General features: G+C 64.5%; 16 protein-coding genes. 8 read left to right on the top strand and 8 right to left on the bottom strand.

The window, feature by feature from the left end; genetic code table 11:
• The first annotated feature begins 116 nt into the window (after positions 1-116).
• A complete protein-coding gene (gene tkt, locus BJN45_RS08770) occupies positions 117-2,120 on the top strand; it encodes a transketolase (RefSeq protein ID WP_076094298.1) in 2,004 nt (667 codons plus the stop codon).
• 25 nt (positions 2,121-2,145) lie between these two features.
• A complete protein-coding gene (gene gap, locus BJN45_RS08765) occupies positions 2,146-3,174 on the top strand; it encodes a type I glyceraldehyde-3-phosphate dehydrogenase (protein WP_076094294.1) in 1,029 nt (342 codons plus the stop codon).
• A gap of 46 nt (positions 3,175-3,220) precedes the next feature.
• Here gap (BJN45_RS08765) and BJN45_RS08760 read toward each other — a convergent pair whose 3' ends face one another.
• Positions 3,221-3,745 carry a hypothetical protein gene (locus BJN45_RS08760; protein ID WP_076094291.1) on the bottom strand — a complete coding sequence of 175 codons (525 nt, stop codon included), beginning with the start codon at positions 3,743-3,745 and terminating at the stop codon, positions 3,221-3,223.
• 255 nt (positions 3,746-4,000) lie between these two features.
• Between BJN45_RS08760 and BJN45_RS08755 the strand changes: the two genes are divergently transcribed.
• From BJN45_RS08755 to fba (BJN45_RS08735), 5 genes are read left to right on the top strand one after another with little or no spacing between them, the layout of a single operon-like run.
• Positions 4,001-5,062, top strand: a complete 1,062-nt coding sequence (locus BJN45_RS08755) for a type I glyceraldehyde-3-phosphate dehydrogenase (RefSeq protein ID WP_076094288.1) — start codon at positions 4,001-4,003, stop codon at positions 5,060-5,062.
• A 22-nt stretch (positions 5,063-5,084) separates the two neighbouring features.
• Positions 5,085-6,269 (top strand): phosphoglycerate kinase, encoded by a 1,185-nt coding sequence (locus BJN45_RS08750; protein WP_076094286.1) that lies wholly within the window; start codon positions 5,085-5,087, stop codon positions 6,267-6,269.
• 5 nt (positions 6,270-6,274) lie between these two features.
• Positions 6,275-7,372: a GGDEF domain-containing response regulator gene (locus tag BJN45_RS08745; RefSeq protein WP_076094283.1), complete on the top strand. Its 1,098-nt coding sequence runs from the start codon at positions 6,275-6,277 to the stop codon at positions 7,370-7,372.
• Between the two features lie 28 nt (positions 7,373-7,400).
• Positions 7,401-8,840 carry a pyruvate kinase gene (gene pyk / locus BJN45_RS08740; RefSeq protein ID WP_076094280.1) on the top strand — a complete coding sequence of 480 codons (1,440 nt, stop codon included), beginning with the start codon at positions 7,401-7,403 and terminating at the stop codon, positions 8,838-8,840.
• 46 nt (positions 8,841-8,886) lie between these two features.
• A complete protein-coding gene (gene fba / locus BJN45_RS08735; protein ID WP_076094278.1) occupies positions 8,887-9,951 on the top strand; it encodes a class II fructose-bisphosphate aldolase in 1,065 nt (354 codons plus the stop codon).
• 62 nt (positions 9,952-10,013) lie between these two features.
• Here the strand turns inward: fba (BJN45_RS08735) and BJN45_RS08730 are convergent, their stop codons facing one another.
• The 7 genes from BJN45_RS08730 to BJN45_RS08700 all read right to left on the bottom strand — a co-directional run bounded on the left by BJN45_RS08730 (position 10,014) and on the right by BJN45_RS08700 (position 17,588).
• Positions 10,014-10,676, bottom strand: a complete 663-nt coding sequence (locus BJN45_RS08730; protein WP_076094275.1) for a phosphoglycolate phosphatase — start codon at positions 10,674-10,676, stop codon at positions 10,014-10,016.
• Positions 10,673-11,377, bottom strand: a complete 705-nt coding sequence (gene rpe, locus BJN45_RS08725; RefSeq protein ID WP_076094272.1) for a ribulose-phosphate 3-epimerase — start codon at positions 11,375-11,377, stop codon at positions 10,673-10,675. Before rpe ends, BJN45_RS08730 begins: the two co-directional genes overlap by 4 nt.
• A gap of 82 nt (positions 11,378-11,459) precedes the next feature.
• Positions 11,460-12,497: a class II fructose-bisphosphate aldolase gene (gene fba, locus BJN45_RS08720; RefSeq protein ID WP_076094269.1), complete on the bottom strand. Its 1,038-nt coding sequence runs from the start codon at positions 12,495-12,497 to the stop codon at positions 11,460-11,462.
• 11 nt (positions 12,498-12,508) lie between these two features.
• Positions 12,509-13,516, bottom strand: a complete 1,008-nt coding sequence (gap, locus tag BJN45_RS08715; RefSeq protein WP_076094267.1) for a type I glyceraldehyde-3-phosphate dehydrogenase — start codon at positions 13,514-13,516, stop codon at positions 12,509-12,511.
• A gap of 48 nt (positions 13,517-13,564) precedes the next feature.
• Positions 13,565-15,598 (bottom strand): transketolase, encoded by a 2,034-nt coding sequence (gene tkt, locus BJN45_RS08710; RefSeq protein WP_076094264.1) that lies wholly within the window; start codon positions 15,596-15,598, stop codon positions 13,565-13,567.
• Positions 15,599-15,620: 22 nt separating this feature from the next.
• Positions 15,621-16,493, bottom strand: a complete 873-nt coding sequence (locus BJN45_RS08705) for a phosphoribulokinase (RefSeq protein WP_076094262.1) — start codon at positions 16,491-16,493, stop codon at positions 15,621-15,623.
• Positions 16,494-16,526: 33 nt separating this feature from the next.
• Positions 16,527-17,588: a class 1 fructose-bisphosphatase gene (locus tag BJN45_RS08700; protein ID WP_076094259.1), complete on the bottom strand. Its 1,062-nt coding sequence runs from the start codon at positions 17,586-17,588 to the stop codon at positions 16,527-16,529.
• Between the two features lie 160 nt (positions 17,589-17,748).
• On the opposite strand from BJN45_RS08700, the gene BJN45_RS08695 reads away from it, so the two are divergent.
• The coding region (locus tag BJN45_RS08695) for an HAD family hydrolase (RefSeq protein WP_240494534.1) at positions 17,749-18,438 on the top strand (690 nt) is incomplete at its 3' end.

Here is an 18,438-nt window from a genome sequence, read left to right as displayed (position 1 = left end):
ATCCTTCCAACATCCCGGGGGCTTGCCGCAAGCGCCCGGGAAGCAATGACATGCCTATCCAAAACAGTGCTTTTCGCCGATAATTCCATCTTTTCAGCAGGCTGGATTTCCGGATCATGAGCGTCAGCATCCCTCCCAAATTCAATCCCCTGACCGGCGCCATCCGCGCGCTGGCCATGGATGCCGTGCAACAGGCCAACTCCGGTCACCCGGGCGCCCCGATGGGCATGGCCGAAATCGCCGAAGTGCTGTGGCGGCGTCACCTGCGCCACAACCCGGCGAACCCGGCATGGCCGGACCGCGACCGCTTCGTGCTGTCGAACGGCCACGGCTCGATGCTGGTCTACGCGCTGCTGCACCTGACTGGCTACGATTTATCGATCGACGACCTGAAGAATTTCCGCCAGTTGCACGCCAAGACTCCCGGCCATCCGGAATACGGCTACACACCTGGCGTCGAGACGACCACCGGGCCGCTCGGCCAGGGCATTTCCAACGCCGTCGGCTTCGCGCTGGCCGAGAAGGTACTGGCCGCCGAATTCAACCGCCCCGGTCACGACATCGTCAATCACCACACCTACACCTTCCTCGGCGACGGCTGCCTGATGGAAGGCATTTCGCACGAAGCCTGCTCGCTCGCCGGCACGCTTGGCCTGGGCAAGCTGATCGCTTTCTGGGACGACAACGGCATCTCGATCGACGGCCACGTCGAAGGCTGGTTTACCGACGACACGCCGAAGCGCTTCGAAGCCTACGGCTGGCACGTCGTCCCGCACGTTGATGGCCACGATCCGGAAGCCATCGAGCGCGCCCTGCTCGCTGCCAAGGCCGTGACCGACAAGCCCAGCCTGATCTGCTGCCGCACCGTCATTGGCGCCGGTTCGCCGAACAAGCAGGGCAGCCACGACTGCCACGGCGCCCCGCTGGGCAAGGACGAAATCGCTGCTGCCCGCGCCTACATCGGCTGGAACCATCCGCCGTTCGAAATCCCGGGCGACGTGTACGCCGCCTGGAACGGCAAGGTCCGTGGCGCTGCCTTCCAGGAAAACTGGGAACGCCGTTTTGCCAAGTACCAGGCCGAATTCCCCGAAATGGCCGCCGAATTCGAGCGCCGCGTCATCAAGGGCGATCTGCCGGCGAACTGGGAAGCGACCAAGGCCACCTACCTGCAGGCCTGCCGCGACAAGGCCGAGAACATTGCCACGCGCAAGGCTTCGCAGAACGCGATTGCCGCGCTGGTCCCGGCCGTGCCGGAAATCTTCGGCGGCTCGGCCGACCTGGCCGGCTCCAACCTGACCTTCGTCAAGGGCAGCAAGGGCGTCACCAAGACCGAGGGCGGCAACTACTGCTACTACGGCGTGCGTGAATTCGGCATGACCGCGATCGCCAACGGCATCGCGCTGCACGGCGGCCTGATCCCCTACACCGCGACCTTCCTGGTCTTCTCCGATTACGCCCGCAACGGCATCCGCATGGCGGCGCTGATGAAGCAGCGGCAGATCATGGTCTACACCCATGACTCCATCGGCCTTGGCGAAGACGGCCCGACGCACCAGCCGGTCGAGCACATCCCGTCGATGCGCATTATTCCGAATCTGGATGTCTGGCGTCCGGCCGATGCTACGGAAACCGCAATTGCGTGGATTTCTGCGGTCGACCGCAAGAATGGGCCAAGTTTGCTCGCCCTGTCGCGCCAGAACCTGCCGACCGTGACGCAGAACGCCACCGACGCCGATATCGCCAAGGGTGGCTACGTACTGGCCGAGAACGCCGATGCCCAGGTGACGCTGATCGCCACCGGCTCCGAAGTCAAGCTGGCGCTCGACGCCCAGGCTGCGCTGGCCGGCGAAGGCATCGCCGCGCGCGTCGTCTCGATGCCCTGCACCAACGTCTTCGACCGCCAGAGCGACGAATACAAGGCATCGGTCCTCGGCGCCTGCAAGAAGCGGGTCGCCATCGAGGCCGCCCACCCGGATTTCTGGCGCAAGTACGTCGGCCTGCACGGTGCCGTCGTCGGCATCGACCGCTTCGGCGAATCGGCACCGGCCGGCCAGTTGTTCGAAATGTTCGGTTTCACGGTTGCCAACGTCGTCGCCACGACGAAGGCACTGCTGTCCTGATTTTATCAATAGGAGAAAGCTTCACATGGCTATCAAGGTTGCAATCAATGGTTTCGGTCGTATCGGTCGCTGCACGCTGCGCGCCATTTACGAGCAGGGGCTGCAGAACGAATTCGACGTCGTCGCCATCAACGCCTCCGGCGACCTGACGACCAACGCCCACCTGCTGAAGTACGACACCACGCACGGCCGTTTCCGCACCAGCGTCGAAACCGAAGGTGAAAACTGCATCATCATCGACGGCAAGAAGATCGCCTTCTACTCGACCAAAAACCCGAAGGACATCAACTGGGCCGACCACGGCGTCGACGTCCTGCTCGAATGCACCGGCGCCTACACCTCGAAGGCCAAGGCCCAGGCACTGCTCGACCAGGGTGCCAAGCGCGTGCTGATCTCCGCCCCGGGCGGTGACGATGTCGACACCACGATCGTCGTCGGTGTTAACGAAGGCGCACTGAAGGCCGACATGACCGTTGTCTCCAACGCCTCGTGCACGACCAACTGCCTGGCACCGGTCGCCAAGATCCTGTCCGACGCCATCGGCATCAAGCAGGGCCTGATGACCACCATCCACGCCTACACCAACGACCAGGTGACCGTCGACGTCCGCCACAAGGACCTGCGCCGTGCCCGTGCCGCCGCCGCCAACATCATCCCGACCAAGACCGGTGCTGCCAAGGCTGTCGGCCTGGTGCTGCCGCAACTGGTCGGCAAGGTTGACGGTTTCGCACTGCGCGTGCCGACGATCAATGTTTCGCTGGTCGACCTGACCTTCACCGCCGAGCGCGCCACCACCAAGGAAGAAATCAACGCCTTGATGACCGCCGCCGCCAACGGCCCGCTGAAGGGCATCATGGATGTGAACAACGAACCGCTGGTGTCGTCCGACTTCAACCACACCACCGTTTCTTCCACCTTCGATGCCACGCAGACCCGCGTCATCAAGGGCGAAGACGGCTCGGTGCTGGTCAAGGTCCTGGCCTGGTACGACAACGAGTGGGGCTACTCCTGCCGCATGCTCGACGCCGCGCGCGCCTGGATGGCCGCCAAGTAAGGCGATGCCGCCAGCGAAAAAGCCGCCGGCCTGCCCGGCGGTTTTTTTATGCCTTGCCGCCGACCATGGCCATGCTGTTGGCCATGATCGTAGCCAGACGTTCGGCGCTGAACTGCACATCCGCTGCTGCCACCACCTCGTTCCCCGGACGCAGCGGCTGATCCATCGAGGAACGCTCGCCTTCGTCCTTGCGCTCGAGCAGACGCTCGCGAACCTTCTGGGTGATCATCGCTTCGGCTGCCAGACGCTCGGCCGGCGGCATCGCCGCGAGGTCCGCTTCGGTGATGCCCATTTCCTTCATCACCGCTTCGCGCAGATGCACTTCAAGCGGTTTTTCCAGGAATTCGGTCAATTCCTGCAGCAAGGCCGAGCGCGCTTCGCGTGCCGCAGCGATGCGCTCGGCCTCGGTCGGCTCACGTTCCGCATCCTCTTCACTGGCAGCGCTTGCCTGCGCACCCTCCTGCGCCGCCTTCGCCTGCGCCATGGCTGCCGCAAAATCACCCGCAACAGCCCCTTGGGCAGCACTGCCGCGATCTGTCGACAGCCCCGAATAATCCGTACCGATCTTCATCCCGTCCTCACAAAAGAAATCGACATTGGCATCATGCAAATAGCGTACCCGTTGCCAGAGCCACTTATTTCAGGCATTTGCCACCCATCGTCGAAAGCATTCGGCAGAAATTGCCGGCAGCAGCACCTTGCGGTCGACCGCCCTATCCTCAGCAAAAGTACATCCCGGATTCAGACATACTGACGGTTTAACAATGTTCAGCCAGTCGGCATCGCGGTAAAATCACCACTTTCATTCTGGTGGCAATTCCTGCCCGTGCCTGCGCCCACTCCCGCGACATCCTCGCCGCTGCGTCTTGCCATCAACGGCTACGGCCGTATCGGACGCTGCTTTCTGCGCGCCCTGCACGAATCCGATGCCCGCCGGCGTTTTGAAGTGGTTGCGATCAACGAGCCGGCCAACCTCGACAGCATTGCCTACCTGACCCGTTATGACTCGACGCACGGGCGTTTCCCGGCCGAAATCGGACTCGGAGAGCGCCGCCTGTTCATCGATGGCCAGCCGATCACCGTCAGCCATGCGCGCACGCCGGAGGAAGTAGACTGGTCGGAGCACGGCATCGACCTGCTCGTCGAATGTTCTGGCGTTTACGGTCGACGCGACGAATTGACCCGTTTTCTCGCCGCCGGCTGTCCGCGCCTGCTGCTATCGCATCCCGGCCACAGCGGCGAAGACGTCGACGCAACGATCGTTGCCGGCATCAACCAGAACGAGCTGAATGGCGAGCAACGCTTGGTCTCGGCGGCTTCATGCACGACCAACGCCATTGTTCCCGTCCTCGACCTGCTCGACCGCGAAATCGGCATCGAACAGACCCTGCTGACCACGCTGCATTCGGTGATGAACGACCAGCCGCTGATCGACGGTTATCACCACGACGACCTGCGCCGCACCCGTTCCGCCATGCAGTCGATCATTCCGGTATCGACCGGTCTGGCACGCGGCGTCGAGCGCCTACTGCCGCAACTGGCCGGCCGCGTACACGCCAAGGCGATCCGCGTGCCGACGCTGAACGTCTCGGCCATCGACCTGACCGTACACACCCGCCAGGCGGTGTCCGCCAAAACCATCAACCGGCTGCTAGCCGATGCCGCCGCCGGGCCGTTGAGCCGGCGCCTGGCCTGGTCCGACCAGGCCCATGCGTCGATCGACTTCAATCACGACCCGCATTCGGCCATCGTCGACGGCAGCCAGACCCGTACCGCCGGCAGCCACCTGGTGAATCTCTTCGTCTGGTTCGACAACGAATGGGGCTTCGCCAACCGCATGCTGGAAGTTGCCGACCACTGGTCGCGCCACTGGACTGATCAACAATAAACCCCACCTTCTGGAGAAGACAATGAACGTCATCAAGCTGACCGATCTCGATGTTTCCGGCAAACGCGTTTTCATCCGCGCCGACCTCAACGTGCCGCAGGACGAAGCCGGCAACATCACCGAAGACACCCGCATCCGCGCGTCGCTGCCGTCGATCCGCTACTGCCTGGAAAAAGGCGCGGCGGTGATGGTCACGTCGCACCTCGGCCGCCCGACCGAAGGCGAACTGAACCCGGACGACAGCCTGATGCCGGTCGCCGTACGCCTCGGCCAGATGCTGCACCTGCCGGTGCGGCTGATTGCCGACTGGGTCGACGGCAACTTCGAGGTCAAGCCGGGCGAGGTCGTGCTGCTTGAAAACTGCCGCGTCAACAAGGGCGAAAAGAAGAACAACGACGAACTGGCCCAGAAAATGGCCAAGCTGTGCGACGTCTACGTCAATGACGCTTTCGGCACCGCGCACCGCGCCGAAGCGACCACCCACGGCATTGCCAAATACGCCCCGGTGGCCTGCGCCGGCATGCTGATGGGCGCCGAAATCGACGCCCTGACCAAGGCCCTGCACGAGCCGAAGCGCCCACTGGTGGCCATCGTCGGCGGCTCCAAGGTGTCGTCGAAACTGACCATTCTCAAGTCACTGGCGAGCAAGGTCGACCAGTTGATCGTCGGCGGCGGCATCGCCAACACCTTCCTGCTCGCCTCCGGCAAACGCATCGGCGACTCGCTGGCCGAAGCCGATCTGGTCAAGGAAGCACACGCGATCATGGACATCATGAAGGAACGCGGTGCCGAAGTGCCGCTGCCGACCGACGTCGTCGTCGCCGACGAAGTCTCGGCACTGGCCCGCGCCAACAAGATCTCGATCGACGACGTCAGCGCCCACGACCGCATCCTCGACGTCGGCCCGAAGACGGCCGTCAAGCTGGCCGAAATCATTGCCCACGCCGGCACCATCGTCTGGAACGGCCCGGTCGGCGTCTTCGAGCTGCCGCAATTCGCCGGCGGCACCAAGATGATGGCCTCCGCCATCGCCCATTCGGAAGCCTTCTCGATCGCCGGCGGCGGCGACACGCTGGCCGCCATCGCCAAGTTCCACATCGCCGACGACGTCGGCTACATCTCCACCGGCGGCGGCGCCTTCCTGGAATTCCTCGAAGGCAAGACGCTGCCGGCCATCGCCGTGCTCGAAGAACGCGCCGCCGGCTGAACGCGATGAGCGACAAGCGCCGCATCCTGATTGCCGATCCGTCGCGGGTGGCCAGGACGGCGCTCGTCAAGCACCTGCGCGATGATTTCGACGTCCGCGAGGAAGGCGATGGCGAATCGGCCTGGCAAACGCTGGTCCTTGATGCCTCCATCGTCGCCGTCGTTTCCAGCATCGACCTCGGCCGGACCAATGGCTATGAACTGCTGTCCCGGCTGCGCGAAAACCGCCTGCAGCGGCTCAGCGACATGCCTTTCTTCCTGCTCATCTCCAAGGATGAAACCGCCCCCAACCGGGACGCCGCCAGGGACCGCGGCGTCAGCGACTTCGTCGTCCGCGGCATGGCCGGCAGCGAAATCCGCCAGCGTATCGGCCGGCTGGTGAACTGGGACATTTCGACCAGCATCGCCCCGAACGCCCCGGCCAGCACGTACGAACCGCCGCCCCCCTTCCCGGTGCGCACGATCATCTGCCGCAAGCTGTGCGACGACATGGCCAGCCGTGCCGCCGATGACAGCACACCGGCCTGCATCCTGACCTTCGGTCTGGAAAGTGAAGAGGCCATCACGCAACGCTTCGGCGAAGCGGTAATGCGCGAGATCGGCGAGCGTATCGCCCATGTCGTCCGCGAAAAGATCGGCCGCCACGACAGCATCGGCCATGCCGGCAAATCGGCCTACGTGATCGTCTCGCCCGGCACCAGCCTGGCCACGGCAACGGCGTTTGCCCAGCGCGTCTGCCGCGCCCTCGGCGAACGCAATGTGCAGGTCGGCGACCAGCGCATGCGCATCGGCATCAGCGCCGGCATCGCCAGCCTGCCGGCCGACAGCGGGCGAACGGCGGCGCAGTTGATCGACCTGGCCTTGCAACGCCTCGACCTGGCCCGCCAGACACCGGGTGGTCAGGTCGTTGCCAGCGACCCGGCGGCCGATGATCCCTTCGTCCGCATGCGCGAACTGTTGCGCCAGGAAAACACCGCCAGCCAGCTGGGCCAGGCCGGGCTGGAGATGATGCCGCTGCTGCGCATGTTCGAGCAGCAGTTCCATTTCGGCCTGCCGCTCGAGCGGATGGAAGCACGTTTCCAGCAGCAGACCGCCCCCGAATGAACGTCACAACAGCCAGAAGAGAAGAGACATGACCCGCCACACCAAGATCGTCGCCACCCTCGGCCCCGCCTCCTCATCCCAGGAAGTCCTCGAACGCATGGTGCAGGCCGGCGTCGACGTCGTCCGCATGAATTTCTCCCACGGCACCGCCGCCGATCACCGCGCCCGCGCCGAAGGCATCCGTGCTGCCGCCGCCAAGCATGGCCGCATTGTCGGCATCCTCGGCGACCTGCAGGGACCGAAAATCCGCGTCGGCAAGTTCGAGAACAACAAGATCTTCCTTACCGCCGGTGAATCCTTCATCCTCGATGCCGCCTGCACGCTCGGCACCCAGGAACGCGTCGGCCTCGACTACAAGGACCTGCCGAAGGACGTGCGCCCCGGCGATATCCTGCTGCTCGACGACGGCCGCCTGAAACTTGTGGTCGACGCCGTCCGCGGCACCGAAATCCACACCCGCGTCCTGGTCGGCGGCGACCTGTCGAACAACAAGGGCATCAACCGCCAGGGCGGTGGCCTGACCGCGCCGGCGCTGACCGCCAAGGACATGGAAGACATCCGCACCGCCGCCGAAATCGGTGTCGACTTCGTCGCCGTCTCCTTCCCCAAGAGCGCCGCCGACATGTACATGGCCCGCCAGCTGCTGCGCGCCGCCGGCAGCGACGCGGTGCTGATCGCCAAGATCGAGCGCGTCGAGGCGGTGACCAACATGGCCGAAATCCTCGACGCCTCCGACGGCGTCATGGTCGCCCGCGGCGACCTTGCGGTCGAGGTCGGCGACGCCGCCGTGCCGGCGCTGCAGAAGAAGATGATCCGCATGGCGCGTGACAAGAACAAGCTGGCGATCACTGCGACGCAGATGATGGAATCGATGATCGTGTCGCCGGTGCCGACCCGCGCCGAAGTCTCGGACGTCGCCAACGCCGTGCTCGACGGCACCGACGCGGTGATGCTCTCGGCCGAAACCGCCGCCGGCAAGTACCCGGTCGAGGTGGTCGAATCGATGGCGCGGATCTGCGTCGAAGCCGAGCGCTCGGCCGAAGTGACGCTCGACCGCGAATTCCTCGACCGCATCTTCACCCGCATCGACCAGTCGATCGCCATGGCCGCGATCTGGACCGCGCACCACCTCAAGGTCAAGGCCATCGCCGCGCTGACCCAGTCCGGTTCGACCGCGCTGTGGATGAGCCGCCTGAACTGCGGCGTGCCGATCTACGCGCTGACGCCGGATGCCGTATCGCTGTCGCGCATGGCCCTGTACCGCGAAGTCCGCCCGTTGTTGATGGCCCAGCAGCATACCGACCGCGACCAGTTGCTGGCCGAGGCCGAAAGCCTGCTGATCGAGCGTGGCGTCGTCGAACTCGGCGACCTGATCGTGCTCACCATCGGCGAACCGATCGGCAGCATCGGCGGCACCAATACACTGAAGATCGTCCGCGTCGGCGACCATCTGAACACTCAACCGTAATAAAATACCGGGCTGAACCCGAAACTTACCGAAATCAGGAGTCCCCATGCCGCTCGTTTCCATGCGCCAACTGCTCGACCACGCTGCCGAGAACAACTATGGCCTGCCCGCCTTCAACGTCAACAACATGGAACAGGTGTGGGCGATCATGGAAGCAGCGAACCAGATCGACGCGCCGGTGATCATGCAGGCCTCGGCCGGCGCCCGCAAATACGCCGGTGAGCCCTTCCTGCGCCACCAGATACTGGCCGCGCTCGAAGCCTACCCGCACATCCCCGTCGTCATGCACCAGGACCACGGTCAGAGCCCGGCCATCTGCATGGCTGCGATCAAGTCCGGCTTCACCTCGGTGATGATGGACGGCTCGCTGGAAGCCGACGGCAAGACCACCGCCTCCTACGAATACAACGTGGCGGTGTCGAAAGAGGTCGTCAAGTTCTCGCACGCCATCGGCGTCTCGGTCGAAGCCGAACTGGGCGTGCTCGGTTCGCTGGAAACGATGATGGGCGACAAGGAAGACGGCCACGGCGCCGACGGCGTGATGACCCGCGAACAACTGCTGACCGACGTCGAGCAGGCCGCCGACTTCGTCAAGCAGACCAACTGCGACGCGCTGGCCATCGCCATCGGCACCAGCCACGGCGCCTACAAGTTCACCAAGAAGCCGACCGGCGACATCCTCGCCATCGACCGCATCGCCGAAATCCACGCGCGCATCCCGAACACCCACCTGGTAATGCATGGCTCGTCGTCGGTGCCGCAGGAACTGCTCGACGAAATCCGCCAGTTCGGCGGCGACATGAAGGAAACCTACGGCGTGCCGGTCGAGGAAATCGTCAAGGGCATCGCCAACGGCGTACGCAAGATCAACATCGACACCGACATCCGCCTGGCCATGACCGGCGCCGTCCGTCGCTACCTGTTCGAAAACCCGTCCAAGTTCGACCCGCGCGATTACCTGAAGCCGGCCCGCGAAGCCGCCAAGAAGATCTGCCTCGCCCGCTACGAAGCCTTCGGCTGCGCCGGCCAGGCAAGCAAGATCAAGGTCGTGCCGCTGGAGAAGATGGCCGAACGTTACGCCAAGGGCGAGCTGAACCAGATCGTCAAGTAAGCGTTTTTCCCGCTTTTTTCACCGTTGACCGCAACAGCCACCTTCGGGTGGCTGTTGCCATTTCAGGCGCTGTGCGCCAGCCGCAGCGCCACCGTCAGGTCGGCGACCAGCGCGTCGCAGTCTTCCGCCCGTACCGCTTCGCCTTCGTTGTAACCGTAGGGGACGCAATAGACGGTGCAGCCGGCGTTGCGTGCGGTTTCGATATCGTGGCGGGAATCGCCGATGTGCAGGTTGTCGGCCGGGTCGACGCCCAGCGCCGCGCAGGCGTGCAGCAGCGGTGCCGGGTGCGGTTTGCGCTGCGGCGTCGTGTCGCCGCCGACGACGCTGCGGAAATAGCGGGCCAGGCCGGTCTTTTCCAGTAGCGGCAGCGTGAAGGCTTCCGGCTTGTTGGTGACGATGGCCAGCGGCAGGCCGGTGGCGTACCAGGCGTCGAGGCCTTCGCGCACGCCCGGGAAAAACTGCGTATTTTCGCCGTTGACCGCAGCATAGTGAGTCTTGAAGGCAGCCACCGCGCGGGCCGTCAGGGCCTCGTCTGGCGGGCTGCCGCGATTGAGGCAGCGCTGCACCAGCACCAGCATGCCCTGGCCGACGAAGCTGCGGATTTCCGTTTCGCTGCGCGTCGGCAGTTCGAGTTCGGCGAGCATCCGCCGGCAGGCTTCGGTCAGGTCGCCGACGGTGTCGAGCAGGGTGCCGTCGAGGTCGAAGGTTACGGATCTGAATTTCATGCGGGGTTCCCGAGCGCCTGGCGCAATGTCTGGATGATCGTATCGTAACGGTGCGGATCGTCGTCGCGGCCGGCACCGAACACCGCCGAACCGGCGACGAAGGCATCGACCCCGGCGGCGGCGATTTCGGCGATGTTGGCCGGGTTGACCCCACCATCGATCTCCAGCCGGATGCGCCGCCCCGTTTCCTTTTCGTAGGCATTGATTTTCGCACGCGCCGCCCGTGCCTTGGCCAGTGTCCCGGGAATGAATTTCTGCCCGCCGAACCCCGGATTGACGCTCATCAGCAAAACCACGTCGAGCTTGTCCAGCACGTGATCCATCCAGTTGAGCGGCGTTGCCGGGTTGAACACCAGGCCGGCGCGGCAACCGGCATCGCGGATCAGCGACAGGCTGCGGTCAACGTGCGCCGAGGCTTCCGGATGAAAGGTGATGATGTCGGCACCGGCGCGGGCAAAATCGGGAATGATCCGGTCGACCGGCTCGACCATCAGATGAACGTCGATCGGCGCCATCGTGCACGGCCGGATCGCTTCGCAGACCAGCGGCCCGATGGTCAGGTTGGGGACGTAGTGGTTGTCCATCACGTCGAAATGAATCCAGTCGGCGCCGGCGGCGATGACGTTGACGACTTCCTCGCCCAGACGGGCGAAATTGGCCGACAGCAGGCTGGGGGCAATGACGTATTCCGGTGCGTCCATGGACGGCTCCTTCGCAAAAAAGGGGCCCCGACCAGCGGGGCCCAAAACGACGCAAGGTCGCGCAGAGTGATGCTCGGTTTGGTCAGCAGTAGGTTGCAGCCATTTTTTCCAGTGCCACGGGTTTGATGCGGCTGGCCCGGCCGGCGCTGCCGAAGGCCTCGAAACGTTGGCGGCAGATGTCGCGGGCGGCGGCAACGGCGGCCTTGAAGAAATGCCGGGGGTCGAATTCATCCGGCTTTTCGGCCATCGCCTGCCGCATCGCGCCGGTCATCGCCAGGCGGATGTCGGTGTCGATATTGACCTTGCGCACGCCGTGGCGGATGCCTTCGACGATCTCTTCGACCGGCACGCCGTAGGTTTCCTTGATCGCGCCGCCGTACTGGCGAATGATCGCCAGCCATTCCTGCGGCACGCTACTTGATCCGTGCATGACCAGATGAGTGTTCGGAATCCGCGCGTGGATCGCCTTGATGCGGTCGATGGCGAGGATTTCGCCGGTCGGCGGCCGGGTGAACTTGTAGGCGCCGTGGCTGGTGCCGATGGCGATGGCCAGCGCATCGACACCGGTTTTGGCGACGAAGTCGGCGGCTTCTTCCGGGTCGGTCAGCATTTGCGCGTGGTCGAGCTTGCCGGCGGCGCCGATGCCGTCTTCCTCGCCGGCCTCGCCGGTTTCCAGCGAACCCAGGCAACCGAGTTCGCCTTCGACCGAGACGCCGATGGCGTGGGCCATTTCGACGACCTTGCGCGTCACCTCGACGTTGTAGTCGTAACTGCTCGGCGTCTTGCCGTCGGTGCCGAGCGAGCCGTCCATCATGACGCTGGAGAAACCGCTGCGCATCGACTGCTGGCAGACGGCCGGCGACGTGCCGTGATCCTGGTGCAGGCAGACGGGGATGTCCGGGTATTGCTCGATGGTGGCTTCGACCAGCTTGCGCAGGTAAGGCTCGCCGGCGTATTTGCGCGCGCCGGCCGAAGCCTGCAGGATGACCGGGCTGTCGCAGGCTGCGGCGGCCTGCATGATGGCCTGGATCTGCTCCATGTTATTGACGTTGAAAGCGGGTAGACCGTAACTGTGCTCGGCGGCGTGGTCGAGCAGTTGGCGCAGGGAAATGAGGGCCATGATCGTTCCTTTCAGTGGGCAATGTGCTGGACGAAGCGCAGCAGGTTGCAGGTATAGCCGTATTCGTTGTCGTACCAGGCAACGACCTTGACGAAAGTCGGGTCGAGCGCGATGCCGGCCGAGGCGTCGAAAATCGACGGCTTCGGGCAGCCGCGAAAATCGGTGGAGACAACCTTTTCGTCGGTGTAGCCGAGCACGGTCTTGAGCGGTCCTTTGCTCGACGCGGCTTTCATCGCGGCGCAGATTTCCTCGTAGGTCGCCGGTTTTTCCAGCTCGACAGTCAGGTCGACGACCGAGACGTCGGAAGTCGGCACGCGGAAGGCCATGCCGGTCAGCTTCTTCTTGAGTTCCGGAATGACCTTGCCGACGGCCTTGGCGGCGCCGGTGGTGGACGGAATGATGTTCTCCAGAATGCCGCGCCCGCCGCGCCAATCCTTGCTCGATGGGCCATCGACGGTCTTTTGCGTCGCCGTCGCGGCGTGCACCGTGCTCATCAGGCCGCGCTTGATGCCGAAGTTGTCGTGCAGCACCTTGGCTACCGGCGCCAGGCAGTTGGTCGTGCACGAAGCCGCCGAGACGATGGCTTCGCCGGCGTATTTCTGGTGATTGACGCCGAACACGAACATCGGCGTCTCATCCTTGGCCGGGGCCGACTGGACGACCTTTTTGGCGCCCGCCGTCAGGTGTTTCTCGCAACTGTCCTGGGTCAGAAAATGGCCGGTCGCCTCGATCACGATATCGGCCTTGACCTCGCCCCAGTTCAGTTCGGCCGCATCCTTGATGGCGCTGAGGCGGATTTTCTTGCCATTGACGACGAGATGGTTGCCATCGACCGCAATCTTGCCGGCGAAATTGCCGTGCACCGAGTCGTACTTGAGCATGTAGGCGAGGTAGTCCGGTTCGAGCAGGTCGTTGATGGCGACCACCTCGATGTCGGCGAATTCCGCCTCTTTGGCGATGGCGCGGAAGGCCATGCGCCCGATCCGGCCGAAGCCGTTGATTGCCACCCGTATTGGCATGGGTTTGTCTCCTGATTTTTAATGAAATTCCGGGGTCGACCGCAATATTCAGAAGTCGCCGTCGCTTGCGCTCTCGCGGGCAATGGTTTCGACAACGACGCGCGCCAGATGTGCGGCGGTCAGACCGAAGTGTTCGTACAGTGCCGGCGCCGGGCCGGAGGCGCCGAAGCTGTCGATGCCGACCACTTCGCCGACCATGCCGACGTATTTGCGCCACGGATCGGGATGCCCGGCCTCGATGGCGATGCGCGGAATGTCCGGCGGCAGCACCGATTTCTTCCACGCCGGCGTCTGCCGGTCGAAGCGTTCGCAGCACGGCATCGAGACGACGCGCACGGCGACGCCATGGGCAGCCAGTTCCTGCTGCGCCGTCAGCGCCAGCCCGATTTCCGAACCGGTGGCGATGATCACCGCCTGCAGCGGGCCGTCGGCTTCGCGCAGCACGTAACCGCCGCGGGCGATGGCGGCGGCGCGGCCGGCCAGGTCGCCACATTGCTCCAGGTTCTGCCGCGACAGGAACAGCGCCGCCGGGCCGTCGCGACGTTCCAGCGATTCGCACCAGGCCACCGCCGTTTCCAGCTCGTCGCACGGACGCCAGACATCGAGACCGGGAATCAGGCGCAGGCTGCCGACGTGCTCGATCGGCTGGTGCGTCGGCCCGTCCTCGCCGAGGCCGATCGAATCGTGCGTCAGCACGTAGATGACGCGCTGTTGCATCAAGGCGCTCATCCGGATGGCGTTGCGCGCATAGTCGGAAAACACCGCGAAGGTGCCGCCGTACGGAATCAGCCCGCCGTGCAGCGCGATGCCGTTCATGATCGCGCTCATGCCGAATTCGCGCACGCCGTAAGAAAGATAGTTCGGCAGCCGCTCGCCGGCGGCGTGCCAGGCAACGCTGCCCTTGCCGGCGGTCAGGTTGGAGCCGGTCAGGTCGGCCGAGCCGCCGAGCAGTTCGGGCACGCAGTCGACAAGGAAATCGAGGCAATTTTGCGAGGATTTGCGGCTGGCAATGCCGCCACGCTTCGCTGCTGCGGTCGACAGCAGTTCACCGCGGATTTCCGGCCAGGCTTCCGGCAGGCCGCCGGCCTGCGTGCGTTCGAACTCGGCCGCCAGCTCCGGATATTGCGCACGGTAGGCGGCAAACCGCTGCTGCCATTCGGCTTCGACTGCGGCGCCGGCGCTGCTGGCGTCCCAGGCGGCACGAATCTCGGCCGGCACCTCGAACGGCGCATGCGGCCAGTCGAGCGCGGCGCGGGTCGCGGCGATTTCGGCGGCACCGAGCGGCGCGCCATGCACGTCGTGCGTCCCCACCTTGTTCGGCGAACCCCAGCCGATCTGCGTCCGGCAGACGATCAGCGTCGGCTTGCCGCGCGAAGTCTTCGCTTCGGCCACCGCTGCCGCCACGGCGACGGCATCATGGCCGTCGATCGGGCCGATGACGTCCCAGCCATAAGCGCGGAAGCGGGCCGGCGTGTCGTCGCGGAACCAGCCGTCGACATGGCCGTCGATCGAAATCCCGTTGTCGTCATAGAAGCAGGTCAGCTTGTCCAGCCCCCAGACGCCGGCCAGCGAACAGGCTTCGTGGCTGATGCCTTCCATCAGGCAGCCATCGCCGACAAAAACCCAGGTCCGGTGATCGACGATGTCCAGCCCCGGCCGGTTGTAGCGGCGGGCCAGCAGCTTTTCCGCCAGCGCCATGCCGACGGCGTTGGTCAGCCCCTGGCCGAGCGGTCCGGTGGTCGTCTCGACCCCGGGCGTATGGCCGACTTCCGGATGGCCGGCGGTCTTGCTGCCGAGCTGGCGGAAGCGCTGCAACTGTTCGAGCGGCAGATCGTAACCGGCCAGGTGCAGCAGGGCGTAAAGCAGCATCGAGCCGTGACCATTGGACAGCACGAAACGGTCGCGGTCGGGCCACTGCGGGTTGGCCGGGTTGTGGCGCAGATGATCGCGCCACAGCACTTCGGCGATGTCGGCCATGCCCATCGGCGCGCCGGGGTGGCCGGATTTTGCCTGTTCGACGGCGTCGACCGCAAGAAAACGCAGGGCGTTGGCCAGCGTGCGCCGGGAAATCGGTGCATTCATGTTGCTCTCCTTGTGGTCAGGTTCAGGCGCGGCGCTTCTGGTCCATCAGACGCAACACCATTGGCGTGAAGATCATCTGCATCGCCAGGCCCATCTTGCCGCCGGGCACGACCAGCGTGTTCGGGCGGGTCAGCATGCTGCCGTGCAGGATGTTCAGCAGGTACTGGAAGTCGATGCCCTTCGGATTGGCGAAGCGGATCACCACCATGCTTTCGTCGGCGCTCGGGATGTCGCGGGCGATGAAGGGGTTCGACGTATCGACGATCGGCACGCGCTGGAAATTGACATGCGTGCGCGAGAACTGCGGGCACAGGTGGCTGACGTAGTCGGGCATGCGGCGCAGGATGGTGTCGGTCACCGCCTCCTGCGAGTAGCCGCGCATCTTCTGGTCGCGGTGCAGCTTCTGGATCCACTCCAGGTTGATGATCGGCACGACGCCGACGCACAGGTCGACCTGCGCCGAAATGTCGATGCCGTCACCGGCCCAGGCGCCGTGCAGGCCTTCGTAGAACATCAGGTCGGTGTCGCCGGCGATCTCCTGCCAGGGCGTGAAGGTGCCGGGCGCCTGGCCCCAGGGTTCGGCCTCGCCGGCATCGTGCAGGTACTTGCGCACCTTGCCGCTGCCGCTGCGCCCGTAGCTGACGAACAGATCCTGCAATTCCTCCAGCAGATTGGCCTCCGGGCCGAAATGGCTGAAGTTCAGGTTGCCCTGCTCTTCCTGCGCCTTCATCTCGGCGCGCATGCTCAGCCGGTCGTAGCGATGGAAGGAATCGCCCTCGACAATCTGCGCGTTGAGTTTCTCGCGACGGAAGATGTGCTGGAAACTCTGCATCACGGTACTGGTGCCGGCACCGGATGAGCCGGTAATGGCGATGATGGGATGTTTGACGGACATGCTGCGCTCCCTGCTGAATGGAAATCCGGTGGCCTAATCGCGGAACAGCGAACGTTCGGCGAACAGCGGCGAGACGTAGGGGCGGTCGACCCCGGTATCGTGATCGTGGTGGTAGCGCTCGACGCGTTCGACCTCCTCGCGCGACCCGAGAATCACCGGCACGCGCTGATGCAGCGCCTCCGGGACCACCTCGAGGATACGCCCGCGCCCGGTACTCGCCGCGCCGCCGGCCTGCTCGACCAGCATCGCCATCGGGTTGGCTTCGTACAGCAGGCGCAGGCGACCGGGACGCGACGGATCCTTGCTGTCCTTGGGGTACATGAAGATGCCACCGCGCATCAGGATGCGGTGCACCTCGGCGACCATCGACGCGATCCAGCGCATGTTGAAATCCTCGCCGCGAACGCCGGTCTTCCCCGCCTGGCATTCGGCAACGTAACGCTGCACCGGCGGCTCCCAGAAACGCGCGTTGGAGGTGTTGATGGCGAACTCGCGGGTGGCTTCCGGGACGCGGATGTCGGCATGCGTCAGGATGAAATTGCCGCTCTCGCGATCCAGCGTGAACCCGTGCGTACCGCTGCCGACAGTCAGCACCAGCATCGTCGACGGGCCGTAGATGGCGTAGCCGGCAGCAATCTGCTGCGCCCCCGGCTGCAGGAAATCGGCCGCTTCGGCGTCGCCTGCGGTCGACCGCTGCAAAATCGAAAAAATGGTGCCGACCGAAACATTCACGTCGCTGTTCGACGAACCGTCGAGCGGATCGAAAATCAGCAGGTAGCGGCCACGCGGGTACTGGGCAGGAATCGCATACGGCGCGTCCATCTCCTCCGACGCCATGCCGGCCAGCTGGCCGCCCCATTCGCAATGGCGCAGGATGGCCTCGTTGGTCAGCACATCCAGCTTCTTCTGCACCTCGCCCTGGACATTGGTCGAATCCATCGAACCGGAAAAGCCGCTCAGCGCGCCCTTGCCGACCAGACCGGAAATGGTCTTCACCGCCGCCGCCACGTCGATGAGCAAGGCGCCCATCTCGCTGTGCGCGCCGCGTGTCTGCTCGATGACGAACTTCGACAGGGTGGTGCGTCCGATATGCATGGTGTCTCCAGTCATTGTTGTATTACTGCATTGGGGACAAAGGTAAGTGACTTCTTAGTTAAGGCATAGTCAGATTTTCTTAATTGGCAAATAAGCCATGTCTTATTAAATAGCACTGAACCCAGGCATCAGCAACATTGACTGGCCCGAACGCGCGCGCGTGGCTATCGTCACTGCCATGAACAATCTGCAAGCCCTGATTTTCGATGTCGATGGCACGCTCGCCGAAACCGAGCGCGACGGCCATCGACCGGCCTTCAACGCCGCCTTCCGCGACTGCGGGCTGGACTGGCACTGGGATGAACAGCGCTACGGCGAACTGCTCGCCATCACCGGCGGCAAGGAACGCATCCGCCACTACGCCGCACAGTACGCCCCGGCCATCGCCGCCCGCCCCGACTTCGACGCGCTGGTCGCGCAACTGCACAAGATCAAGACCGCGCACTACCTGCACCTGGTCGACCAGGGCCAGCTACCGCTACGCCCCGGCGTCGCCCGACTGATCGCAGAAGCCCGGCAAGCCGGCATCCGCCTGGCCATCGCCACCACCACCACACCCGAAAACGTCGACGCCCTGCTCCGCGCCAACCTCGGCGATGACGCCCCCGGCTGGTTCGAAATCATCGGCGCCGGCGACATCGTCCCGGCCAAAAAACCGGCTCCGGACATCTACCAGTGGGTCCTCAACCGCCTCGCCCTGCCAGCAAGCGCCTGCCTGGCCATCGAAGACTCGGAAATGGGCCTGAAATCCGCGTTGACCGCAGGATTACGCTGCGTGGTCACGATCAGCGAATACACCCGCGGGCAGGATTTTCGCGGGGTGGGGATGGTACTGGGGGGGTTGGAGGGG

Origin of the sequence: Azonexus hydrophilus, assembly GCF_001956855.1 — a bacterium.
Taxonomy (GTDB): Bacteria; Pseudomonadota; Gammaproteobacteria; order Burkholderiales; family Rhodocyclaceae; genus Azonexus; species Azonexus hydrophilus_A.
The sequence above is the reverse complement of the archived record's forward strand: the minus strand, read 5'-3'. Positions and strand labels throughout refer to the sequence as shown.